Source organism: Janthinobacterium longum, assembly GCF_051380735.1.
GTDB lineage: Bacteria > Pseudomonadota > Gammaproteobacteria > Burkholderiales > Burkholderiaceae_D > Janthinobacterium.
The window spans coordinates 377424-400520 of record NZ_JBNYXQ010000001.1; the positions used below are offsets into that span (position 1 = coordinate 377424).

The following is a 23097-nucleotide window of genomic DNA, read 5'->3' on the forward strand; positions in this document are numbered from 1 at the left end:
ACGGGTTTTTCACAGGAGAGAAGAACAGGCTTACGCTTTCAGCGCCGCCAATTTTTGCCAGGTATCAATCACCGAATCCGGGTTCAGCGACATCGACTCGATGCCCTGCTCCATCAGCCAGACGGCGAAGTCAGGGTGGTCCGAAGGACCCTGGCCGCAAATGCCGATGTATTTGCCGCGCGCCAGGCAGGCCTTGATCGCCAGCGACAGCAGCGCTTTCACGGCAGGGTCGCGTTCGTCAAAGTCCGCGGCCAGCAATTCCATGCCGGAATCGCGGTCCAGGCCCAGGGTCAGCTGGGTCAGATCGTTCGAGCCGATCGAGAAGCCATCGAAATGGTCGAGGAACTGGTCGGCCAGGATGGCATTCGACGGCACTTCGCACATCATGATGACGCGCAGCTCGTTTTCACCGCGCTTCAGGCCATTTTTCGCCAGCAGGTCGATGACTTTCTCGGCCTGCCCCAGGGTCCGCACGAACGGCACCATGATTTCCACGTTGGTCAGGCCCATGTCATTGCGCACGCGCTTCATCGCTTCGCATTCCATGTTGAATGCTTCCGAGAAGTCGGCCGACAGGTAGCGCGCCGCGCCACGGAAGCCCAGCATCGGGTTTTCTTCGTCCGGCTCGTAGCGCGAACCGCCGATCAGCTTCTTGTACTCGTTCGACTTGAAGTCGGACAGGCGCACGATGACTTTTTTCGGCCAGAACGCAGCGGCGATGGTGGCAATGCCTTCGGCCAGCTTGTCGATATAAAACGCTTTCGGCGAAGCATGGCCACGCGCCACCGATTCGACTGCCTTTTTCAGGTCGGCATCGATATTCGGATACTCCAGGATCGCGCGCGGGTGTACGCCAATATTGTTATTGATGATGAATTCCAGGCGCGCCAGGCCCACGCCGGCGTTCGGCACGGACTGGAAGTCGAACGCCAGCTGCGGATTGCCGACGTTGAGCATGATCTTGGTATCGAGTTTCGGCAGTTCGCCGCGCGATACTTCCGATACTTCCGTTTCCAGCAAACCATCGTAGATCTTGCCTTCGTCGCCTTCCGAACACACCACGGTCACAAAAGTGCCGTCTTTCAGCACGTCTGTGGCGTCGCCGCAACCGACCACGGCCGGCACGCCCAGCTCACGCGCGATGATCGCCGCGTGGCAGGTACGCCCGCCTCGGTTGGTGACGATGGCGGCAGCACGCTTCATGACCGGTTCCCAGTTCGGGTCGGTCATGTCGGCCACCAGCACGTCGCCGGGCTGCACGCGCTCCATGTCGGCCGGGTCGTGGATCACGCGCACGGGACCGGCGCCGATCTTCTGGCCGATGGCGCGGCCGGACGTCAGCACTGTGCCGGTGCTTTTCAGTTTGAAGCGTTCCTGCACGTCGGTCGCTTTCTGCTGCGACTTGACGGTTTCAGGACGCGCCTGCAGGATGTACAGCTTGCCGTCGCGGCCGTCCTTGCCCCACTCGATGTCCATCGGACGGCCATAGTGGTTTTCGATGATGACGGCGTATTTGGCCAGCTCCACCACTTCGCTGTCATTAAGCGAGTAGCGGTTGCGCATTTCCACCGGCACGTCGACGGTTTTCACGGAACGGCCAGCTTTCGCTTCGCTGGTGAATTCCATTTTGAGCAGCTTGGAGCCGATGTTGCGGCGGATCACAGGCGACTTGCCTTTTTCCAGCATCGGCTTGTGCACATAGAATTCGTCCGGGTTGACGGCACCCTGCACCACGGTCTCGCCCAGGCCATAGCTGGAGGTGACGAAGACCACGTCCTTGAAGCCCGACTCGGTATCGATGGTAAACATCACGCCGGCCGCGCCCAGGTCCGAGCGCACCATGCGCTGCACGCCGGCCGACAGGGCCACTTCGGCGTGGGTAAAACCCTTGTGCACGCGATACGAGATGGCGCGGTCGTTGTACAGCGACGCGAACACCTGCTTCATGGCATCCAACACATTGTCGATGCCGACCACGTTCAGGAAAGTTTCCTGTTGCCCAGCAAACGATGCGTCCGGCAAGTCTTCTGCGGTGGCGGACGAGCGTACGGCAAACGACATTTCGGTATCGGAGTCGGCCACCAGCCTGGCGTAGAAAGCATCGATTTCGGCAGCCAGGCGTGGCTGGAACGGAGTTTCGACGATCCACTGGCGAATTTCGGCGCCGGCTTGCGCCAGGGAGCGCACATCGTCGATGTCCAGGCCTTCCAGGCGGTCGGCGATGCGCTGCGCCAGCGGCAAGTCACCATTGGCGCTGTACGCCAGGAAGTCGCGGAACGCTTGCGCGGTGGTGGCGAAGCCGCCAGGCACGCGCACGCCGGCTTCGGCCAGCTGGCTGATCATCTCCCCCAGCGAGGCGTTCTTGCCGCCGACGGATTCGACATCCGTCATGCGCAAATGTTCGAACGAGGCGACGTACACCGCGTCCCGATCTGCTCCCTGAACGTGCTGTTGCTGCTCCTGCAATGATGCGTTGGTCATAATGACACCCTTACTGATTAGAAACCTTTAGGCGCGGCGCACAGACAGTCTTCTTGTTATTCTTGGCGTCGTGCAGCACAATCAATACCATTCCGGCCATTTTACCTTGTGCGGCGCAAATTGACGACGCACAATCTTGAACTCAAAACCATGACAACCGAACCACGCCTTCCCTTGCCCTCGGCCGCGCGCACCGTCTTCTTCGTCTCTGACGGCACCGGCATCACTGCCGAGACTTTCGGCCATTCTGTGCTGTCGCAGTTCGAATTGCGCTTTCGCCAGGTGCGCCTGCCCTTTATCGACACCATGGACAAGGCCTACGAGGCGGCGCGCAAGATCAACGAAGCCTTCGCCACGGACGGCCAGCGCCCGATCATCTTTTCGACGCTGGTCAAGGCCGACCTGTCGGCCGTGATCCGCAAGTCCAGCGGCATGCACATGGACCTGATCCAGACGTTCGTGGCGCCGCTGGAGCAGGAACTGGGCGTCATGTCGACCCATACCATCGGCCGCTCGCACAATATCGTCGACAGCGAGGAATACAAAAACCGCATCGAGGCGATCAATTATTCGCTGGCGCACGACGATGGCCAGTCGCATAAAAACCTGTCCTCGGCCGACGTCATTCTGGTCGGCGTATCGCGTTCGGGCAAGACCCCAACCAGCCTGTACCTGGCGATGCAGTACGGCATCAAAGCCGCCAACTACCCGCTGATTCCCGACGATTTCGAGCGCGACAAGCTGCCCTCGGCCTTGTACGAATTCAAGAATAAAATTTTTGGATTAAGCATTACGCCCGAACGTTTGTCGGAAATACGCAACGAAAGAAGGGCTGGCAGCAAGTATGCGGCGATTGAGAACTGCCGCTACGAGGTCAACGAGGCAGAAAAAATGATGAAACGCGAGGGCATACGCTGGCTGTCATCGACCACCAAGTCGATCGAAGAGATTTCCACCACGATCCTGCAGGAGATCAAGCCGAACCGGCGCGAGTACTGATGTAAAAACAGACCATTGCGCCAGGGCCGTTTAGTTAACGCCCTTACGCCACCAGTAAACCTGCAAAACGGATTAAAGCCCCTGTCGCCCGCACAGGCCCTCCGGGCCAAGCGGGCCCGAAAAATGTCGAGGGCAAGGCGCAGCGACGACGACAGTACGCATGTACGGCTATGGAGCTGCAACGCCGCCATCGGCATTTTCTCGGGCTCGCGTTTCCGCCCGCCATTTTTAAGTTTTTACGCCTTGCGCCTTACGCCTTTAAATACGTCAGGCACCTTAACTTACTTCTGACTCTGGCGCAGCTGCTCAAAAAAACACACGGCAGCGCAAGCGGCAACATTGAGCGACTCAATCTGTCCCAGATGCGGTATCACCACCTGGTGCGTGGCCATCGACAGTAAATCGTCGGCCACGCCCTGCCCTTCATGGCCAAACAGCCAGGCCACCGGCTGGCACAGGTCGACGTCGTACAACTGTTTGGTGGCATAGCCGCTGGTGGCCAGGGTCGCCACCTGCGCGTTCGACACCAGCGCGGCCAGGTCGACGTTTTCAAAGATATCGAGCACAAAGTGGGCGCCCATCGCCGCGCGCAGTACCTTGGGCGACCAGCAAAAAGCCGTACCGGCGCTGCAATACACCTGCGTGATCCCGGCTGCTGCCGCGCTGCGCAAAATTGAGCCGACATTGCCTGGATCCTGCAGGTTATCGAGCAGCACCGCCGATACCGTCATCGGGGCCGTTACCGCCCGCTCGGGCGTCTCGATCAAAAACATCACGCCAACGCCATGCTCGACCTGGCTGACAGCGTTGTAAAGCGCATCAGGCAGGCCCAGCACATGGGCGCGTTGGCTTTCCAGTTGGCCGACAATCTCCATCACTTCAGGATTGCGCACGGCGCTTTCGCTGACGATGCACTGCCCGGGCAGGCCGCGCAACTGCAAATAGGACTGGCACAGATGGACGCCGTCGAGCAGCGTACGGCCCGACTTTCGGCGCGCCTGCGAACTGCCGGCCAGTTTCAGCAAGTCCTTGTACTGCGCGTTGTCGCGCGAGGTGATGGTCTTCATGCGGCCTCCTCCTGCGCGCCAAACAGTGCAATCACATTGCGCACCGGTGCGAACGAGCGGCGGTGTACGGGCGAGGCGCCATGCAGGTGCAAGCGCTCGATATGCAATTTGGTGCCATAGCCTTTGTGCTGGTCGAAGCAGTATTCGGGATACTGCGCGTGCAAGCGCACCAGCGCGGCGTCGCGCGCCGTCTTGGCCAGGATAGAGGCGGCCGAGATTGCATCGACCTTGTCGTCGCCACCGATAATGGCCATGCCGCGCACAGCCATCACGGGGCAGCGGTTGCCATCGATCAGGGCCAGGGTCGGCACAGTGGCCAGTGCTTCGACTGCGCGGCGCATGGCCAGCATCGATGCCTGCAAGATGTTCAGGCGGTCGATCTCTTCTTCCGACGCTTCGGCGATCGCCCAGGCCAGCGCCTTGGCACGGATCTGCGGCGCCAGCAAATCACGCTTGGCTTCGCTCAGCTTTTTCGAGTCGCGCAGGCCGTCGATGGGTTGATTCGAGTCGAGGATCACGGCGGCGGCAAACACGGGGCCGGCCAACGGACCGCGCCCTGCCTCGTCGACGCCGCAAATGATGTCATCAGGCGAGAATGGCAAGTCGTCAAACAGGCCGGGATAGCTATTTTTCACGTTAAATCTTTTTCAGTTACTGTCAGTTACTTCGTGTTGGCGGCGATCACCTGCATTACCGCGTTGGCGCTGTCGCGCGCACTGTCACGCAGCAGGCTGTGGTGCATATCGGTAAAGCGCTGCACCAGGCGCAAGCGGCCGGGAATGTCGCTCAGCTGCTGCCATACAGCGTCGGCCAGCGCTTCGGGACTGGCGGCGTTCTGCAACAGCTCAGGCACCAGATAGTCGCGCGCCAGGATATTGGGCAGGCCTATCCACGGCTGGTAGCCCATGTGGCGCATGATTTCCCACGAGGCGCGCATCATCTTGTAGGCGATCACCATCGGCTTTTTATATAGCGCCACTTCCAGCGAGGCCGTGCCGGAGGCGACCAGCACCGCGTCGGCAGCGCAGATTGCAGTATGCGAGCCGCCGTCCGTCAGCATGATCTCGATATCCTGCAGGCCGGCCTCTTTCACCAGTTGCAGGAAATACTGGCGCTGCTTTTCGCCCGCCATCGGCGCCAAAAAGCGCAACGAACGGTCGCGCGCCAGCAGCAGCTTGCAGGCGGAAACAAACGCCACCGTATTGTATTTGAGTTCGCCCATGCGGCTGCCCGGCATCAGGGTCACCACATTGGCGTCTTCAGGCAAACCTAGCGTGCGGCGCGCGGCCGCTTCGTCGGGCTGCAAGGGAATCATCTCGGCCAGCGGATGGCCGACATAGGTCACCGGCACGCCGGCCTTGCGGTAGATCGCTTCCTCGAACGGGAAGATCACCAGCATGTGCGAGACGGCCTTGATGATCTTCTTGATGCGCCCGCCGCGCCAGGCCCAGATCTGCGGTCCGATATAGTGCACGGTCGGGATGCCGGCCGCTTTCAGCTGCTGTTCCAGGCCCAGGTTGAAGCCTGGATAGTCGGCGCCGATAAACACGGCCGGGCGCTCGGCGATCAACTGGTCGCGCAGCTTGTTCTGGATGCCCTTGATTTCGCGGTAGCGGGGAATGATCTCGAACAGCCCGCGCACGGTCAGTTTTTCCAGCGGCCAGTCCGAGACAAAGCCCTGGGCCGCCATATGCTCGCCGCCGATGCCGTGAAAGCGCGCGCCGGGCAGCTGTGGCGCGAGGCCGGACAGCAGCCGGCTGGCCAGCAGGTCGCCCGACACCTCGCCGGCCACCATGGCGACAGCAAGCTTATCGGACGATGCCACGCGAGGCCACGCCGAGGAATTCGCGCATGGCGCGGATATGTTCTGCCACGTCAGGCGCGCTGTCCTGCTCTTCTTCGAACAGCGCCGCCTTTGATTCTTCCAGGGTCAGGCCCGAACGGTAGATCAGTTTGTAAGCAGTGCGTATGCCGTTGATCTGCTCGCGCGTAAAGCCGCGGCGCTTCAAGCCTTCGATATTGACGCCGTGCGCGGCCGCCGGATTGCCGTTTAACAGCACGAACGGCGGCACATCCTGCGTCAGGCTGGTGCTCATACCGACAAAGGCGTGCGCGCCGATCTTGCAGAACTGGTGGACGTTGGCAAAACCGCTCATGATGACCCAGTCGCCGATCTCCACGTGGCCCGCCAGTTGGGCATTGTTGGAGAAAATCGTGTGGCTGCCCACCTGGCAGTCGTGCGCCAGATGCACATAGGCCGAGATCCAGTTGTCATTGCCCAGGCGCGTCACGCCGCCGCCCTGTACCGTACCGGTGTTGAAGGTACAGAATTCGCGGATGGTGTTGCGGTCGCCAATTTCCAGGCGGGTCGCCTCGCCCGCCCATTTTTTATCCTGCGGCTGCGCGCCGATCGAGGAAAACTGGAACAGATGATTGTCCGCACCGATGGTGGTATGGCCGTCGATCACCACATGCGGGCCGACCTTGGTGCCGGCGGCGATGCGCACGTGCGGCCCGATGATGGTGTACGGACCCACCTCGACCGAGCTGTCGAGCTCGGCCTTCGGGTCGATCACCGCGGTGGGGTGGATGGCCGCCATCTTACTGCCCCGCAGGCTGGCTTGCGTCCTGCGAACTGCGGATGGTGCACATCAGTTCCGCTTCCAGTGCCACTTTACCGTCGACCGTGCCGACTGCCTTGTATTTCCAGATACCGCGCGACACGCGCAGGATTTCGACGTCCATCTTCAGCTGGTCGCCCGGCTCCACCGGACGCTTGAAGCGCGCGTTGTCGATGCCGACGAAATACACCACCGAATTTTCGTCAGGCTTGACGCCCATCGACAGGAACGACAGCAAGGCGGCCGTCTGCGCCAGCGCTTCGATCATCAGCACGCCCGGCATTACCGGCTTGTGCGGGAAGTGGCCCTGGAAGAACTCTTCGTTGACCGTCACGTTCTTGATGGCGGTGATAGTTTTGTTGGCCTCCCAGTTCAGCACGCGGTCCACCAACAGCAGCGGATAGCGGTGTGGCAGCAGCGATTTGATGGCCAGGATGTCGAGGGTCTTGTTTTCGGTAGTCGTCATTTTTCGTCTTGCTTGGTCAGTGTTTTAATGGTTTTTTCCAGCGCGCGTATCTTCTCGCGCATGCTGCTGAGATTGCGCACGATGGCGGCGCTTTTTTCCCAGTCGGCGTTTTTCGCCAGCGGGTAAAAGCCGGTGTACTGGCCCGGCTCCAGGATAGAGCGCGAGACCATGCTGCCCGAGCCCACATGGACCCGGTCGGCGATCGTCAGGTGGCCCAGCACCATGGCGGCGCCGCCAAAGGTGCAGTATTTGCCAATCACGGCGCTGCCGGCCACGCCAACGCAGCCGGCCATGGCGGTGTGCGCGCCGATATGGCAGTTGTGGCCGATCTGGATCTGGTTGTCGAGCTTGACGCCGTCTTCGATAATGGTGTCGGCCAGCGCGCCACGGTCGATGGTGGTGTTGGCGCCGATATCAACATCGTCGCCGATTACCACCCTGCCCGTTTGCGGAATCTTGATATACACGCCGCCTTCGTTGGCAAAGCCGAAACCGTCGGTGCCGATCACGGCGCCCGAATGGATGATGCCGCGTGCGCCGATCACGCAACGCGCGTGAAAGGTGACGTTGGCCAGCAGTTGCGTACCTTCGCCAATCACCGCGTCGCGGCCGATCACGCAGCCGGGCCCGATCATGCAGCCGGCAGCGACCACGGCGCCCGCTTCGATCACGGCACGCGCGCCGATGGAAGCAGTCGGATCGATCTGTGCGGAAGAGTCGACGATGGCGCTGGCGTGTATGCCTGCCGGTGCCTTGATCTCGGTCAGGGCGGCGAAAAACTGCGCCGCGCGGGCAAAATACACGTAAGGATTCGGTGTCACGATGCGCGCGCCGGCATACTCGCCGTTAATCAGCGCGTCGTCGGCCGGTGTCAGTATCAGTGCGGCAGCGCCACTGCTGGCAGCCTGCGCGCGAAATTTGCTATTGCTGAGAAAGCTGATGTGCGAAGCGCCGGCGTCGGCCAGCGGTGCGATGCCTGTTACTTCCAGGTTGGCATCGCCTGCCAGTTGTCCGCCGAAGCGTTCGACCAATTCACCTAGTCGAGTGCCCATCTATGAAACCCCTATAAAAACGCCTGCCAGTGCCTACTGCGCGGCGCGATTTGCGGTTTCCGATGCTCACTGTGCCTACGCACAGCTCCGCGTCTCAACCACAGCTCACATCCGCTCGCTACGGCACTGTCAGGCGTAAAACCGTTCTATTACTTGTCCAGCGCCTTCAATACCTTGTCGGTAATGTCGATGCGCGGGCTGGCCCACAGGGCTTCCTGCAGCACGATGTCATAGCCTTCGACATGCGCGATTTGCTGGATGATGCTATTGGCTTTTTCCGCGATGGCGCTGCGCTCTTCGTTGGTGCGCTGGTTCACGTCTTCGCGGAACTCGCGCTGGCGGCGCTGCAGTTCCTTGTCCAGTTCGAAAAATTCGCGCTGGCGCTTGGCGCGGTCGGCCTCGCTCAAGGTCGGCATGTCGCGTTCGAGCGCTTCATTGGCCACCTTGAAGCGGGCGCCGAGCTCCTGCACCGCTTTTTCGCGCGAGCGGAACTCTTCGGCCAGCTTGGCGCTGGCCAGTTTCGCCAGTTTCGACTCGTTATAAATACGTTCGCTGCTGATCCAGGCGATCTTCGATTCCTGGGCCAGTGCGTGCACCGGCAACAGCGAACTCCAGCACAATGCGATTGCAGCAAGAGACTTGGGCAGGGTGGCGGATGCGGTATTCATGATACTCCATGGTCAAAATGTGTAAGCTGGCGCCCCATGCGGATGCCGGTCAGAAACCGGTACCCATCTGGAACTGGAAACGTTCCAGGCGGTCGGTCGGCTTGGCGTTCAACGGCTTGGCGTAGCTCAGCTTGAGCGGGCCCACCGGTGAAATCCAGCTGATCCCCAGACCAGCAGAATAACGCATTTGCGAGATGCGCATCTTTTCGCCTTCCTGATAAACCTGGCCGCCGTCAAGGAACCCGAACCAGCGCAAGCTGCGGTCATTGCCCGAGCCGGGGAATGGCATCTGCAACTCGGCGTTGGCGATCATGCGCGAGGCACCGCCCAGCGCATCGTTAGTGGTCGGTTCGACCGCACCGAGCGACGAGCTCAGGTAGCCGCGCACCGAACCGATGCCGCCGCCGTAGAAGTTCTTGAAGACCGGGTAGACGTGGTTGCCGATGCCGTGGCCGTAATCGAGCTCGCCCTTCAGTGCCAGCGTGACCTTGCTGAACAGGGGACGGAAATACTGGTGCTCATAAATGGCGCGGAAGTATTTCTGGTCGCCGATCAGGTCGGCCTCGAGGTTGACGCGCTGGTAGCGGCCGATCGATGGCGTCAAGGCGCTGTCGCGGCTGTCGCGCTGCCAGGCCGCCGTCAGCGGGATGGAATTGGTGGTAGCCGAACCGATGCCGTCCGATGGACCGCCGTTGTCGGTCACATACTGGCGGAAGCGCAGCGGACTGGTCGAGTCTGTTTCGATCTGCGAGCGCTCGGCGCCGATACCGAAGAAGATGGTGTCGACTTCCGAGAACGGCACGCCGTAGCTGACGCGGCCACCGGTCTGCTTGATCTTGTAGCTGCCGATGTTCAGCGCCGGCGGTTCGGTGGTGCGCAAGTAAATTTCGAAGCTGCGCGAAATGCCGTCATCCGTGTAGTACGGATTGGTCTGCGAAAAAGCGATGGTGCGGCTGTAATGGCTGGTGTTGAGCTCGATGCCTACCGTGTTGCCGCTACCGGCAAAGTTGGCCTGCGAAATCGATGCCGACAAGGTGAATTTTTCCGATTGCGAGAACGCGCCGCCGATCAGGAAGTTACCGGTTGGCTTTTCCACCACCGTCACGTTGACGTCGACCTGGTCGGACGTGCCCTGCGCTTCCGGCGTATCGATGGTCACATCCTTGAAGTAGCCGAGGCGGTCGACACGGTCGCGCGACAGCTTGATCTTGTTGCTGTCGTACCAGGATGATTCGAACTGGCGGAATTCGCGGCGTATCACTTCATCGCGGGTGGTGGTATTGCCGGCGATATTCATGTGGCGCACGTAGACGCGCTTGCCCGGATCGATGAAGAAAGTGAAGCCCACTTCATGCTTTTCGCGGTTGATTTCCGGGTTGGCGTTGACGTTGGCAAACGCGTAGCCGAAGGTGGCCAGGCGATCCTGGATGCGCTTGTTGGTGGCCGTCAGGCGCGCACCCGAATAGATATCGCCTTCGCGCATCAGGTTCAGCGCCTTGATCTCTTCTTCGCGGCCGAACATCTCGCCTTCGAACTTGCTGCCGGTGACCTTGTATTTCTCGCCTTCGGTGATATTGATGGTCAGGTAGATGTCTTTTTTATCGGGCGTGATCGACACTTGCGTCGAGTCGACCTGCATCTCGATATAGCCGCGGTCCAGGTAGTAGGACTTGAGCGACTCGATGTCGCCGGTCAGCTTGGTCTTCGAATACTGGTCGGCCTTGGTGTACCAGCTGAACCAGCCGCCCGTGTTCAGGGCCAACTGGTCGCGCAACTCCTTGTCGGTAAATGCCTTGTTGCCGACGATATTGATCTGCTTGATGCGTGCCACGTCGCCCTCGTCGACGGCGAACACCACGTTGACGCGGTTGCGCTCGATCGGCGTGACGGTAGTGGTGATCTTCACGCCATACAGGCCATGCGACAGATACTGGCGCTTGAGTTCCTGTTCGGCGCGGTCGACCGAGGCCTTGTCGAAAATCTTCGCCTCGCCGACGCCGATTTCCTTCAACGCCTTGACCAGCACGTCTTTTTCAAATTCCTTGGTGCCGGTGAATTCCACCGTCGCAATCGCCGGACGTTCCTCGACCAGCACCACCAGCACGTCGCCGTCGGCTTCCAGGCGCACATCCTTGAACATGCCGGTCGCATACAGCGCCTTGATGGCGGCGATACTCTTCTCGTCGGAGAAGGTCTCGCCGACCTTTACCGGCAGGTAGGCAAAGACGGTGCCCGCTTCGGTACGCTGGATCCCTTCGACCCGGATGTCCTTGACAGTGAACGGAGCGACAGCAAGCGCATGGCCGGAGCAGAAGGCCAGGACGGCGGCGCCGATCAGGCTGCGGCGAAAGGAAGGCAAGGCAATACGAGCAGAATGTAATTTCATTGGATAATCAATGGATAAATCAGTGGACAACATACACAAAAGATTGCTTGTGCGACTCACGCAATGGCAGGAACAGTGGCATTAGTTGAGCAGCCGCAGCACATCATTAAAGACGGCAAGCACCATCAAGGTCAGCAACAGACCGAGCCCCAGGCGCTGGGCAATCTCGCCTACGCGTTCCGGCAAGGGGCGTCCGGTCAAAACTTCCAGCGAATAATACAGCAAATGCCCGCCATCCAGAACAGGAATGGGTAGCAAATTCATCACGCCCAGACTGATACTGATGAAGGCGATGAAGCTCAGGTAGCTAACCAGGCCGATGCGCGCCGTCTGGCCCGCATAGTCGGCGATGGTGATCGGCCCCGTCACGTTCTTCAGCGAGACCTCGCCGGTGAACATCTTGCCGAGCATTTTCAGGCTCATGATACTGGTATCCCAGACCTTTTCGGCGCCCTTGCCGACCGCTTGCAACGGCCCGGAGGCGACGACGATCATATCCGGCGTTAAAGCGATCTCTGCCTTGATCTTACCAACTGTTACAGCTGCCTTGGAGTCGCCTTGGCCACCCTTCGCCGCTTCGCCTTCCGGCGTGACCGGCACGGTGAGGTCCTGGCCATGACGGCGCAGCAATACCTGCAAGGTCTTGCCCGGCGAGGCCATCAAGGTTTCGATCACGGCAATGCCGTCCTGCATCGGCCGGTCGTCGATGGCGAGTATCAGGTCGCCCGGCTGCAGGCCGGCCTTTTCGGCGGCGCCACCGGGCATGATTTTACCCAGCACAGGCTTGGGCCGCGCCAGCACCAGGCCAAGCTTGCCCAGCACATCGCCTTCCAGATCCAGCCCCGCCAGCGTGTCGGCGCCGAAGGTAGCCTGCTGCTCCCCACGATCAGGACGATGCACGTCGATGCGCGCAGCCTGCTTGTCGAGTGCCGCTTGCATCAATTCCCAGCGCAATGCGCTCCAGCTGGCCACTTCCTTGCCGTTGACGGAGTGTACCGTATCACCGGTGCGAAGGCCCGCGAGATAGGCGGCGCTCTGCTCAGCCACGACGCCGAGCTTGCTCGACGGCTCTTCGATGCCATGCATGAACAGGCCCGCATACAGCACGATGGCAACCAGGAAATTGGCCAGGGGACCTGCGGCAATGATGGCCATGCGGCGCCACACGCTCTGGCGCGTGAATTCGCGCGCCATGTCTTCTTGTGTCAACACGCCGGTATCAGGATCGCGACTGTCGAGCATTTTCACGTAGCCGCCCAGCGGCAGCGCGGAAATCGCCCATTCGGTTTGGTCGCGACCAAACTTGCGCGAATACACTACCTTGCCCATGCCGACCGAAAAACGCAGCACTTTTACGCCGCACAGTCGCGCCACCAGGTAGTGGCCCAGCTCATGCAGGGTGACCAGCGAGCCCAGCGCGACGATAAACGCCAGCAAGGTGGTAATCAGCGTCATGCCGCCAGCCTGCCGGCGATGTATGCCTGGGCACAGTTGCGCGCCAGGCGGTCCTGCTCGAGCACCGTCTCGATGCTGGATGCCGCGCTGTGCGGCAAGGTCTCGATCACGTGCGCCACCACCTTGTCGATCTGGCGGAAACCGATGCGCAAGTCGAGGAAGGCTTGCACCGCCACTTCATTGGCGGCGTTCAGCAGGGCCGGCGCCGTGCCGCCTGCACGCAAGGCATCGTAGGCCAGTTGCAGGCACGGAAAGCGCAGCATGTCGGCGCGCTCGAACTGCAGGCTAGCCACTTGCGCCAGGTCCAGCTGCGCCACGCCTGAATCGATGCGCGCGGGCCAGGCCAGCGCATTGGCGATCGGCGTGCGCATGTCCGGATTGCCAAGCTGGGCCAGCACGGAACCATCAACATACGAAACCATCGAATGGATCACGCTTTGCGGGTGGATCAGTACCTCGATCCGGTCGGCCGGCGCGCCGAACAGCCAGTGCGCCTCGATCACTTCCAGGCCCTTGTTCATCATGGTGGCCGAGTCAACCGAAATCTTGCGCCCCATCACCCATTTCGGATGCGCGCAGGCCTGGTCCGGCGTGACATGGTCGAGCGTTTCCACCGCGCGCGTCAGGAACGGTCCGCCAGAGGCGGTCAGCACGATCTTCGCCACGCCGGCCGCCTGCGGCACGCGGCCGTAGTTATGCGGCAGGCACTGGAAAATTGCATTGTGCTCGCTGTCGATCGGCAGCAGCACCGCACCATTTTCCTGCACCGCATCCATGAACAGCTGGCCCGACATCACCAGCGCTTCCTTGTTGGCCAAGAGCACCTTCTTGCCGGCGCGGGCCGCCGCCAGGGTCGGCGCCAGGCCGGCCGCGCCAACGATGGCCGCCATCACACTGGTCACCTGCGGCGCACTGGCAATCGCGCACAGTGCGTCGACGCCGTGCTCGACTTCGGTAGCGACGTCCATCTCCACGAGCAGGCGGCGCAACTCCTGTGCCGCTTCCGGTGTGCCCACGACGGCGCGCTGCGGCCGGAACTGCTGGCATTGGCTGGCAAGTTCGGCCACCTTGCCGTGTGCGCTCAGGGCGTAGACGCTGTACTGCTCCGGGTGACGCGCGAGCACGTCCAGCGTGGAGACGCCGATCGAGCCGGTCGCTCCAAGAATGGTGATGTATTGCATTGAGAGTAATTCCTTAAAGCCAGTTGCTTATAAAGGCGGCAAACGGCAAGACGGGGATCAGCGCGTCGATGCGATCGAGCACGCCGCCGTGGCCAGGCAGCAGGTTGCTGCTGTCCTTGATGCCGGCGCGGCGCTTGAGCTGCGATTCAAACAGGTCGCCGACAATGCTGGCAGCCACCAGCACCAGCAGCACCAGCAGTGTCATCGGCCAGCCGCGGTGCAATTGCAGCTGCACCGCGAAAGTGTTCTGCAACCACGGCGCCGACGGCGCGGCAAAGATGGTGATGGCGGCAATCACCAGCACGGCAATACCGCCGCCGATTGCGCCTTCCCAGGACTTGCCGGGCGAGATGCTGGGCGCCAGCTTGCGCTTGCCAAAGGCCTTGCCGGAGAAATACGCACCGATATCGGCGATCCAGACCAGCGCCATTACCGACAGCAGATACAAAGGGCTGCGCATGAACAGCGCCACGATAGCGACAAAGCAGCCGACGATGGTTACTGCATAGACCAGGCTGAGCAAGGTATTGCCCATGCCGTCAAGCGGCGGCAGGCCGGTTGCCAGCGATGGCGCGAAACGGATCAGCCAGATGGCGACACAAATACCGAACCAGAAATTGAGCTGTGCCATGCCATTGCTGAAGAAGAAGGCGTAGGCAAAGGCGGCAGTCCAGACGGCGGCAATCAGCAGCGCCTGGCGACTTTTGAAAATGCGGAAGCTTTCCCATACGGCAGCGCCGAAGAACGCCGTGGCGATCACGGCGAAGGCAGGGAAATAATTCAGATACAGAACCGGCAGCAAGACCGCCAACAAGACCAGGGCAGTGATTATCCGTGTTTTCAGCATCAGTTTTTCTTTTCGGTTAGTTGCGCGCTGGTGCGGCCAAAGCGCCGTTCGCGCTGCTGGTAAGACGCGATTGCCGCGTCGAGACACTCGACATTGAAGTCGGGCCAGAAGGTTTCGGTGAAAAACAACTCAGTGTACGCCAGTTGCCACAGCAGGAAATTGGAAATGCGCTGCTCGCCGCCGGTGCGGATAAACAGGTCGGGTTCGGGCGCGTAGGCCATCGCCAGATATGGCGCCAGTTGCTCTTCGGTATAAACCGTTTCTTGCGGCAAGCCAGACACGGCTGCCTCAGCCGTCATTTTGTTGACCGCCTGCATGATGTCCCAACGGCCGCCGTAGTTGGCGCAGATGGTCACGGTCAGCCGGGTATTGCCGGCGGTCTTGCGCTCGGCATTCGCCACCAGGTCCTGCAACTGCGTATTGAAGCGCGACATGTCGCCCACCACTTTCAGGCGGATATCGTTGGCGTGCATGCGCACCACTTCACGTTCCAGCATGGTGACGAACAGGCGCATCAGCATCGACACTTCTTCTTCGGGACGGCGCCAGTTTTCCGAGCTGAAGGCAAACAGGGTCAGGTATTCGACGCCACGGTCCAGGCAAGCCTCGACGACGTTGCGCACGGCGTCGGCGCCCTTTACGTGGCCAGCCACGCGCGGCAGGAAGCGCTTGGTGGCCCAACGACCATTGCCATCCATAATGATTGCAAGATGGCGCGGCACGCAGCCCACGCTTGGCACCGCCGTTGTCGAACTCGAATAGATCATGAAAACAATAATACCAAATGAAAAGAACGCTATTATGCGCCAAATGGCACTGCCCGGGATAGCGCAGCCGTCCCGGGCAGTGTCGGCCTACCTGAAAAACTAAACGGTCAGCACTTCTTTTTCTTTGTCGACAACCATCTTGTCGATGTCGGCGATAAATTTGTCCGTCAGTTTCTGCACTTCGTCGGACGAACGGCGCTCGTCATCTTCGGAACAAGCCTTGTCCTTGACCAGTTTTTTCAGCGATTCATTGGCATCGCGGCGAATATTGCGTACGGCAATTTTCGCGTCTTCCGCTTCGCTCTTGACCAGCTTGACCATTTCCTTGCGGCGCTCTTCCGTCAGCGGCGGCGTCGGCACGCGGATCATGTCGCCCTGTGCCGAGGGATTGAGGCCCAGGTCGGCGTCACGAATGGCTTTTTCGATGGTGTTGGCCATCTTCTTTTCATACGGCTGCACGCCGATGGTGCGCGCGTCGACCAGCGTTACGTTGGCAACCTGGGTCAGCGCCGTCGGCGAACCGTAGTACTCGACCATTACGTGATCGAGGATACCCGTGTGGGCGCGGCCGGTACGCACCTTGGCCAGGTCGGCCCTCAGTGTATCAATCGACTTCGCCATGCGTTCCTGGGTGTTCTTTTTAACGTCAGCTAAGGACATACGCCCTCCTATATCTTGATAATAAATGAGTAGTTTTTACACGTGCACCAAGGTGCCTTCATCCTCGCCCATGATGACGCGCATCAGCGCGCCCGGCTTGGTGATGGAGAACACTTTGATCGGCAGCTTCTGGTCACGGCACAGGGCAAATGCGGTGGCGTCCATTACCTGCAGATGCTTGGAGATGGCGTCGTCGAAGCTGATCGTATGGTACAGCGTGGCGTTCGGGTCCTTCTTCGGATCGGCCGTGTACACACCGTCGACCTTGGTTGCTTTCAGGACGATTTCGGCACTGATCTCGGAACCGCGCAGAGCGGCGGCCGTGTCGGTGGTGAAGAACGGGTTGCCGGTACCGGCGGCGAACACCACGACCTTGCCTTCTTCCAGGTATTGCAGCGCTTTCGGACGTACATACGGCTCGACGACCTGCTCGATGCCGATCGCCGACATGACACGCGCGGTGATGCCGACGTGGCGCATGGCGTCGGCCAGCGCGAGCGCGTTCATCACGGTGGCCAGCATGCCCATATAGTCGGCGGTGGCACGGTCCATGCCTTGCGCACCAGGTGCGACGCCGCGGAAGATATTGCCGCCGCCAATCACGATAGCCAGTTCCACGCCCAACTTTGCCACCTCGGCCACATCGGCGACCATGCGCTCGATCGTGGCGCGATTGATGCCGTAGGGATCATCGCCCATCAGGGCTTCACCGGACAACTTCAGAAGGACACGCTTGTAGGCTGGTTTTGACATGAGCTGGGGCTCCATAAATGAGGTTATTCGAGTATGACATGGCACAGTGCCTCGCAGCGCCGGATAGGCGGGAGGTAGCTGCCCATGCCGCCGCCCGGCAGGCGTCGCTGCGGGCGGGCCAAAAAAACGGGCCTCTCGGCCCGCTTTGCTTACGCTCCCTGGGAGGCAGCCATCTGTGCTGCGACTTCTGCTGCGAAGTCGTCTTGCTTCTTCTCGATGCCCTCGCCGACCACGTACATGGCGAATGCCTTGACGCTGGTGTCAGCGGCTTTCAGCATTTGTTCAACCGACAGCTTGTCGTTTTTCACGAAAGCCTGGTTGAGCAGCGATACTTCTTTCAGGTACTTCTGTACCGAGCCTTCCAGGCGCCTGGCCAGGATTTCCGGCGACTGCGCTGGCTTGCCTTCGGCGACCGCTTTGGCTGCATCTTCTTCGGCTTTCAGTTTTGCAACCGAACGCTCTTTTTCGATCATTTCCGCAGGAACTTGTTCCGACGACAGCGATACTGGTTTCATGGCAGCGATGTGCATCGCCACGTCCTTGCCCACTTGCTCATCGGCGCCGTCGAATTCGACGATTACGCCAATGCGCGAGCCGTGCAGGTAGGAAGCCAGCTTGGCGGTCGTTTCGAAACGCTGGAAGCGGCGGATAGTCATGTTTTCGCCGATTTTGCCGATCAGGGCAGCGCGCACATCTTCCAGGGTCTTGCCGTCGAGCGGCAGGGCAAGCAAGGCAGCGACGTCAGCCGGGTTGTGCTCCGCGACCAGGCGGGCGGCATTGTTTGCCAGCGCCAGGAAGTCGTCGTTTTTCGCAACGAAGTCGGTTTCCGAGTTCACTTCGACCAGGGCACCCACGCCGTTGGCGATATAGGTTGCCACTACGCCTTCGGCGGTGATGCGTGCCGATGCTTTCGATGCCTTGCCGCCCAGTTTGACGCGCAGGATCTCTTCCGCACGTGCCATGTCGCCTTCGGCTTCGGTCAGTGCTTTTTTGCATTCCATCATTGGTGCGTCGGTCTTGCCGCGCAATTCGCCTACCATCGCTGCTGTAATCGCTGCCATGTGTTTCTCCTGATTCGGTGAGTCGATAGCCGCGGCGCAGGTTTTGCCTCGCCAGCTGACACCATCGTTTTTTGTTAAAAAAAAGGGGGAGCTGCTGCCACCCCTTTTCCATTACTGCTGAGCTTTACAAACCGCTACCCGAGGGCAGCATGGCATCAAGCCTGTTCGTTGACTTCGACGAATTCGTCGCCAGCAGCGGCTTTAACCATTTCAACCACTTCGTTACCGGCAGCTGCACGGCCTTCGATGATTGCATCAGCAACACCGCGAGCGTACAACATGATGGCTTTCGAGGAGTCATCGTTACCTGGGATAACGAAGTTCACGCCTTCTGGCGAGTGGTTGGTATCGACCACGCCGATGACCGGAATGCCCAGTTTTGCCGCTTCGGTGATCGCGCCTTTATGGTAGCCAACGTCAACGACGAAGATTGCGTCAGGAACGCCGCCCATGTCCTTGATGCCGCCGATCGATTTTTGCAGCTTGATCATTTCGCGCGAGAACATCAGCGCTTCTTTTTTCGACAGCTTTTCGATCGAACCGTCTTCAACCATGACTTCCATGTCTTTCAGACGCTTGATCGACGTTTTGATCGTCTTGAAGTTGGTCAGCATGCCGCCCAACCAGCGTTGATCAACGAAAGGCACGCCAGCGCGTTGTGCTTCAGCAGCGATGATTTCGCGAGCTTGACGCTTGGTGCCAACCATCAGAATGGTGCCACGGTTTGCAGCCAGTTGACGCACGTGCTTCATTGCGTCCTGGTACATCGCCATGGTTTTTTCCAGGTTGATGATGTGGATCTTGTTGCGATGGCCGAAGATGAACGGTGCCATTTTTGGATTCCAAAAACGGGTTTGGTGACCAAAGTGGACACCGGCTTCCAGCATTTCGCGCATTGTTACGGACATTATTAACTCCAGGGTTGGGTCTGGAATCCGATCAGTCACCATACAGGCACCCTTGTCGACCGGATTCGCTTGTTTAAATAATCAAATTCAGCCCAGCTACAGGCTGCTTGTTGCATTGCCAGAAAGGGAATTCAAGCAACCCGGGATTCTACACCGGAATGCCCGGCACATCAAGGACACTCTGGCAAATCGCGCACCCCAATTGAAAAAGCCCGCCAGGCGAACCTGGCGGGCTTTGCTCAGACCTTCAATCTCGCGCCCCTTGCGGAGCGGTCAATCAGAACGACTGGTTGTAGCGAACGTAGACGAAACGATCGATAGGCACGTCTGGATCCACCACACTGCTCGAAGCCTGGCCACGACGAACCACGCGTGGTGCCTTGTCGAACACATTGTTGGCGCCAACAGTGATCTGGCCTTTCCAAGGCGTCTTGTAGCCAACGCTCAGATCGCTATAGGTCAGCGAACCGATCTTGTTGTAGCGACCGAATGTGGCATTGCCGTTCGGGTTGCTGCAATCCTGAGTGGCGGAGTAGCAACCGTCTTTCGTGCCACTGACATAGCGCGAGGTGAAGGTTGCATTCCAGTTACCCAGAGCCCAGTCCAGCGACAGGTTCGATTTCAAGCGGTTGTACAGGTATTCACCGTTGTACTCGTCCCACTCGGCGCCTTCTTCACTCTGGATGCGGTACGACTTGACCCAGGTCGAATCGGAGCGCAGCGTGAAGTTACCGTACGACGAACGTGGGAAGCGGTAGTTGAAGCCGAAGTCGACGCCTTCAGTTTCCAGCTTGCCCAGGTTGGCGTTGCCGAGGCTCATGTTGATGATCTCGCCGCTGGCGTTACGCTGCAGTTGGTTGCAGAACGAACCAACGTTGTTCAGGTAGCACTGGCCCAGAACGTAATCGGCATCGATCGCGGTGATCTTGTTGTTCACCTGGATGTTGAACCAGTCGATCGTGGCGGTCAGGCCTGGCACGAACGAAGGGCTGTACACCAGACCAACGGTCTTGGTTTTCGCGGTTTCAGGCTGCAGTGCATTGTTGCCCGCACCTTGACGGAAAGCCACGTTGGACTGACCACCGGTAGCATCGACTGGCTGGCCCGACTGATTCACCTGGCGATAGTTAGCTGGCACACCAGCATTGGCGCAATTGGTGCGGACGGTGGCATTGGTAGCCGCCTGGCCGTTGACCGAATCGCAGATATCCATGTAGTCGACGAACGACTGCGAACCGCCACCGAAGGTATCGCCCAGCGACGGAGCGCGGAAGCCCTCTGCCCAAGTGCCGCGTACCAGCAGGTCGTCGACCGGCTTCCACATTACGCTGACCTTGCTGTTGGTGGTCGAACCGAAGTTGCTGTAGTCCGAATAGCGCGAAGCGATATCGAGCGACAGGTGCTTGGCCAGGAAAACATCCTTGAGCAGCGGGATGTTTGCTTCGAGGTAAGCCTCACGCACTGTGTAGCTGCCGTAGGTAGCGTTCGATGCCAGGTCGGTCGAATAACCGGACTGTTCGAACAGGCCTGGCTGGTCAAACCCGCGCACCGTACGGTGCTCCAGACCACCGGCCACGCCTACCGAGCCGGCTGGCAGCTTGAACAACTCGCCCGACAGGTCGGCGGTAGCGCTGTTGATGGTGCTGCCGTAGGTCGACAGGCCGGTTGCATTGACATAGGCCAGTGCTTCAGGAGTCGAAGCCGATGGACCGCCGAGAATGTTGAACGGGGTGCACGAGTTCAGCGCGATCGGGTTGGCAGCGGTACCACACTGTACCTGACCGGAAGCGTTCATGAACGATGGACCCAGCGCCTTTTTCAAGTTCAGCAGATTGAGGTTGCCGGTGCTTTTCTGGGTGCCGCTGACGCGGTTGTGATTATAGGCAACGCTCCAGTTCCATGGCAGGCCGCGCAGGTTGAAGTCGCCTTCAATTGCAGCATCGACGTGGAAGGTCTGGCTGGTGTTTTCAGTAATACGCGGCATTTCGATGGTACGGCGGTAGAAATACATGTCCTGGCCATTACCAGCGCCGGCGACCGAGTTGCCGTAAGGATTGAAGTAGCTATCCTTGTCGATATAAACAGGGTAGTCAGCCTGCGATTCGCTGTTCAGAGGGTAACCGGCGATCTGGCGGCTCGATTTACGCTCGGAGTACATTGCCGTCGACTTGAAACGCAAGTCCCAAGGCAGCGCAATCTCGCCTTTGGTGAAAGCGGTAGTCAGCTTGTTCGGCGACTGGAACATCATCTGGCTTGCCGAGTTGAAATTGTCTTCGGCACGACCATCGTAGTCGTGGTAGTTGGCAGGGTTGCGCGAATCGGCGCCAACGCCTACGCCGTTCGGGCCGCCAGTGTGATTGAGCACTTTGTCAATCTTGCCGTCCAACGAGGTGATTTCACCCCAAGGGCCAACGCCCAGGCCGGCGGTCGGGTTTTTCGGTCCGCGCGGGAACGAGGTGATGGTACGGTCGCGCGCCCATACTGGCGCGGTATTGCTGTGCGACAAACCGAACATCAGCGAGGCTTTTTCGTCGCCAGCGCCGTATGCAAAGTTGTAATCGTTAGTTTCGCCGTCGCCTTTGGCGTTCTGGCCGGTGTAAGCGCTGAAGCTGCCGCCTACCATGGTTTTCTTCAGAATAATGTTGACCACGCCTGCGATTGCGTCCGAGCCGTAGATCGAGGAAGCGCCATCTTTCAGGATTTCGATGCGCTCAACCATCGAGGTTGGCACGGTCGAGATGTCGGTGTAGCCGTCAACCGATTGGGTCCAGCGCTTGCCATCAACCAGCACCAGCAGGCGGTTCGAGCCCAGGTTGCGCATGTCGATGTACTGGCCGCCCTGCTCGGCGTTCGAGGTCAGGGTCGCGCCCTTGCTGAACGATGGGGGCGCCATGCCGGTCATCTGATTCAGCACGTCGCCGATATTGACCAAGCCGGTAGCCTGAATCTGCTGCGAAGTCATTTTGAACACTGGCTGTGCAGTTTCCAGGTCCACTTGACGAATGCGCGAACCAGTAACCTCTACGCGCTGCGGCGCTTCGGCTTCAGCCTGGGTCTGGGCGAAAGCGGTCAGCGAATTCAATGCCATTGCCACTGCGACGGCAATCTTGGTGCGTTGATGCATAATTTCTCCGGTTTGATATTTTTACCGACCGATTTGGTCAGCCTCTTGTAAACATAGGTATGTTTAATGTCTTATCGAATCAATACTGCCGGCCATGTGCCTGACCGTTGTTCGCTTTGTAAGCGAGCCAGCTGGATTGCCCTGGACATGACGACATCAAACCATTTTAAAAGTGGCACTGTCAATGTTGTGCAAAACTAAATTCAACAAAGAAACAACACTTTCGATACGCAGGAATATTTCGATTTCCATATCAAAAGAACGTTGTTATTCTTCAATGCAGAGATGCGTGCCATTCTTCGGTGCAATGGCCTCGCTGCCGCATGGCGCAATGCGCTTTTCCGGTGCATGCACCATTGAAACTGTGCAGATGCCAGCCACGCCAGTACGGGCCGCAAAAAACACGGCGGATGACACAGAAAAAAACGGTTTATTTCGTTTGCCTGTTTCTCCTGATGCACCAATCTGGCGCATTTCGCGATTACCTCCTCCCCCACTCTGAAAGCGCCGCCGCGCAGCGCTACTGCCTCGTTTATAATTTCGGCATATTTGCAGATTTTTTTTGTCCACCAGGACTGTTCTGCGCTTTTTCACCGAATAT

Annotated in this window: 20 protein-coding genes; 1 reads left to right on the forward strand and 19 read right to left on the reverse strand. The window is 59.5% G+C overall.

The genetic code is table 11. The features are described 5' to 3' along the window. Positions 1-30 precede the first annotated feature (30 nt). Complete coding sequence (gene ppsA / locus ACQ4WM_RS01735) at positions 31-2481, reverse strand: phosphoenolpyruvate synthase (RefSeq protein ID WP_436544990.1); 2451 nt, start codon at positions 2479-2481, stop codon at positions 31-33. A gap of 150 nt (positions 2482-2631) precedes the next feature. Between ppsA and ppsR the strand changes: the two genes are divergently transcribed. After that, on the forward strand, positions 2632-3480 hold the full coding sequence (ppsR, locus tag ACQ4WM_RS01740) for a posphoenolpyruvate synthetase regulatory kinase/phosphorylase PpsR (protein WP_436544991.1): 849 nt from the start codon (positions 2632-2634) through the stop codon (positions 3478-3480). 281 nt (positions 3481-3761) lie between these two features. On the opposite strand, the gene ACQ4WM_RS01745 is transcribed toward ppsR, so the two are convergent. The 18 genes from ACQ4WM_RS01745 to ACQ4WM_RS01830 form a co-directional block, all read right to left on the reverse strand. After that, the gene (locus ACQ4WM_RS01745) at positions 3762-4547 is read right to left on the reverse strand and encodes a TrmH family RNA methyltransferase (RefSeq protein ID WP_436544992.1); all 786 of its coding nucleotides are present in this window, start codon (positions 4545-4547) and stop codon (positions 3762-3764) included. Continuing rightward, positions 4544-5182: a ribonuclease HII gene (gene rnhB / locus ACQ4WM_RS01750; RefSeq protein WP_436544993.1), complete on the reverse strand. Its 639-nt coding sequence runs from the start codon at positions 5180-5182 to the stop codon at positions 4544-4546. Before rnhB ends, ACQ4WM_RS01745 begins: the two co-directional genes overlap by 4 nt. 26 nt (positions 5183-5208) lie before the next feature. Further along, positions 5209-6342: a lipid-A-disaccharide synthase gene (gene lpxB, locus ACQ4WM_RS01755; protein ID WP_436546186.1), complete on the reverse strand. Its 1134-nt coding sequence runs from the start codon at positions 6340-6342 to the stop codon at positions 5209-5211. 13 nt (positions 6343-6355) lie between these two features. After that, the gene (lpxA, locus tag ACQ4WM_RS01760; protein WP_436544994.1) at positions 6356-7147 is read right to left on the reverse strand and encodes an acyl-ACP--UDP-N-acetylglucosamine O-acyltransferase; all 792 of its coding nucleotides are present in this window, start codon (positions 7145-7147) and stop codon (positions 6356-6358) included. A 1-nt stretch (position 7148) separates the two neighbouring features. Beyond that, positions 7149-7634 carry a 3-hydroxyacyl-ACP dehydratase FabZ gene (gene fabZ, locus ACQ4WM_RS01765; RefSeq protein ID WP_436544995.1) on the reverse strand — a complete coding sequence of 162 codons (486 nt, stop codon included), beginning with the start codon at positions 7632-7634 and terminating at the stop codon, positions 7149-7151. After that, a complete protein-coding gene (lpxD, locus tag ACQ4WM_RS01770) occupies positions 7631-8686 on the reverse strand; it encodes a UDP-3-O-(3-hydroxymyristoyl)glucosamine N-acyltransferase (protein WP_436544996.1) in 1056 nt (351 codons plus the stop codon). The genes fabZ and lpxD overlap by 4 nt, the downstream gene beginning before the upstream one ends. Before the next feature lie 149 nt (positions 8687-8835). Beyond that, positions 8836-9354 (reverse strand): OmpH/Skp family outer membrane protein, encoded by a 519-nt coding sequence (locus ACQ4WM_RS01775; RefSeq protein WP_436544997.1) that lies wholly within the window; start codon positions 9352-9354, stop codon positions 8836-8838. Between the two features lie 49 nt (positions 9355-9403). Next, positions 9404-11740 (reverse strand): outer membrane protein assembly factor BamA, encoded by a 2337-nt coding sequence (bamA, locus tag ACQ4WM_RS01780; RefSeq protein WP_436544998.1) that lies wholly within the window; start codon positions 11738-11740, stop codon positions 9404-9406. 81 nt (positions 11741-11821) lie between these two features. After that, positions 11822-13195 (reverse strand): RIP metalloprotease RseP, encoded by a 1374-nt coding sequence (gene rseP, locus ACQ4WM_RS01785; RefSeq protein WP_436544999.1) that lies wholly within the window; start codon positions 13193-13195, stop codon positions 11822-11824. Further along, positions 13192-14376: a 1-deoxy-D-xylulose-5-phosphate reductoisomerase gene (ispC, locus tag ACQ4WM_RS01790; RefSeq protein WP_436545000.1), complete on the reverse strand. Its 1185-nt coding sequence runs from the start codon at positions 14374-14376 to the stop codon at positions 13192-13194. Before ispC ends, rseP begins: the two co-directional genes overlap by 4 nt. Positions 14377-14389: 13 nt before the next feature. Beyond that, positions 14390-15223 carry a phosphatidate cytidylyltransferase gene (locus ACQ4WM_RS01795; protein ID WP_436545001.1) on the reverse strand — a complete coding sequence of 278 codons (834 nt, stop codon included), beginning with the start codon at positions 15221-15223 and terminating at the stop codon, positions 14390-14392. Beyond that, entirely contained in the window at positions 15223-15990 is a 768-nt protein-coding gene (uppS, locus tag ACQ4WM_RS01800; RefSeq protein WP_436545002.1) for a polyprenyl diphosphate synthase, read from the reverse strand. The genes ACQ4WM_RS01795 and uppS overlap by 1 nt, the downstream gene beginning before the upstream one ends. A gap of 99 nt (positions 15991-16089) precedes the next feature. Further along, the gene (gene frr, locus ACQ4WM_RS01805; protein WP_436545003.1) at positions 16090-16650 is read right to left on the reverse strand and encodes a ribosome recycling factor; all 561 of its coding nucleotides are present in this window, start codon (positions 16648-16650) and stop codon (positions 16090-16092) included. A 36-nt stretch (positions 16651-16686) separates the two neighbouring features. Further along, the gene (gene pyrH / locus ACQ4WM_RS01810; protein WP_065305958.1) at positions 16687-17403 is read right to left on the reverse strand and encodes a UMP kinase; all 717 of its coding nucleotides are present in this window, start codon (positions 17401-17403) and stop codon (positions 16687-16689) included. A 149-nt stretch (positions 17404-17552) separates the two neighbouring features. Beyond that, positions 17553-18464, reverse strand: coding sequence for a translation elongation factor Ts (tsf, locus tag ACQ4WM_RS01815; protein WP_436545004.1), 912 nt, complete (start codon positions 18462-18464; stop codon positions 17553-17555). Positions 18465-18619: 155 nt separating this feature from the next. Next, positions 18620-19372, reverse strand: a complete 753-nt coding sequence (gene rpsB, locus ACQ4WM_RS01820; RefSeq protein WP_436545005.1) for a 30S ribosomal protein S2 — start codon at positions 19370-19372, stop codon at positions 18620-18622. A gap of 277 nt (positions 19373-19649) precedes the next feature. Then, positions 19650-22496 carry a TonB-dependent receptor plug domain-containing protein gene (locus ACQ4WM_RS01825; RefSeq protein ID WP_436545006.1) on the reverse strand — a complete coding sequence of 949 codons (2847 nt, stop codon included), beginning with the start codon at positions 22494-22496 and terminating at the stop codon, positions 19650-19652. A 267-nt stretch (positions 22497-22763) separates the two neighbouring features. Further along, positions 22764-23090, reverse strand: a complete 327-nt coding sequence (locus tag ACQ4WM_RS01830) for a hypothetical protein (protein WP_436545007.1) — start codon at positions 23088-23090, stop codon at positions 22764-22766. Between the last annotated feature and the right edge of the window lie 7 nt (positions 23091-23097).

Excerpts from the sequence above, each read along its gene's own strand:
- pyrH (WP_065305958.1), bottom strand. The coding sequence starts at position 17,403 with ATGTCAAAACCAGCCTACAAGCGTGTCCTTCTGAAGTTGTCCGGTGAA.
- ppsA (WP_436544990.1), bottom strand. The coding sequence starts at position 2,481 with ATGACCAACGCATCATTGCAGGAGCAGCAACAGCACGTTCAGGGAGCA.
- ispC (WP_436545000.1), bottom strand. The coding sequence starts at position 14,376 with ATGCAATACATCACCATTCTTGGAGCGACCGGCTCGATCGGCGTCTCC.
- lpxA (WP_436544994.1), bottom strand. The coding sequence starts at position 7,147 with ATGGCGGCCATCCACCCCACCGCGGTGATCGACCCGAAGGCCGAGCTC.
- ACQ4WM_RS01825 (WP_436545006.1), bottom strand. The coding sequence starts at position 22,496 with ATGCATCAACGCACCAAGATTGCCGTCGCAGTGGCAATGGCATTGAAT.
- lpxB (WP_436546186.1), bottom strand. The coding sequence starts at position 6,342 with ATGGTGGCCGGCGAGGTGTCGGGCGACCTGCTGGCCAGCCGGCTGCTG.
- rpsB (WP_436545005.1), bottom strand. The coding sequence starts at position 19,372 with ATGTCCGTAACAATGCGCGAAATGCTGGAAGCCGGTGTCCACTTTGGT.
- lpxD (WP_436544996.1), bottom strand. The coding sequence starts at position 8,686 with ATGGGCACTCGACTAGGTGAATTGGTCGAACGCTTCGGCGGACAACTG.
- rseP (WP_436544999.1), bottom strand. The coding sequence starts at position 13,195 with ATGACGCTGATTACCACCTTGCTGGCGTTTATCGTCGCGCTGGGCTCG.
- ACQ4WM_RS01775 (WP_436544997.1), bottom strand. The coding sequence starts at position 9,354 with ATGAATACCGCATCCGCCACCCTGCCCAAGTCTCTTGCTGCAATCGCA.
- tsf (WP_436545004.1), bottom strand. The coding sequence starts at position 18,464 with ATGGCAGCGATTACAGCAGCGATGGTAGGCGAATTGCGCGGCAAGACC.
- ACQ4WM_RS01745 (WP_436544992.1), bottom strand. The coding sequence starts at position 4,547 with ATGAAGACCATCACCTCGCGCGACAACGCGCAGTACAAGGACTTGCTG.
- ppsR (WP_436544991.1), top strand. The coding sequence starts at position 2,632 with ATGACAACCGAACCACGCCTTCCCTTGCCCTCGGCCGCGCGCACCGTC.
- frr (WP_436545003.1), bottom strand. The coding sequence starts at position 16,650 with ATGTCCTTAGCTGACGTTAAAAAGAACACCCAGGAACGCATGGCGAAG.
- uppS (WP_436545002.1), bottom strand. The coding sequence starts at position 15,990 with ATGATCTATTCGAGTTCGACAACGGCGGTGCCAAGCGTGGGCTGCGTG.
- bamA (WP_436544998.1), bottom strand. The coding sequence starts at position 11,740 with ATGAAATTACATTCTGCTCGTATTGCCTTGCCTTCCTTTCGCCGCAGC.
- fabZ (WP_436544995.1), bottom strand. The coding sequence starts at position 7,634 with ATGACGACTACCGAAAACAAGACCCTCGACATCCTGGCCATCAAATCG.
- ACQ4WM_RS01795 (WP_436545001.1), bottom strand. The coding sequence starts at position 15,223 with ATGCTGAAAACACGGATAATCACTGCCCTGGTCTTGTTGGCGGTCTTG.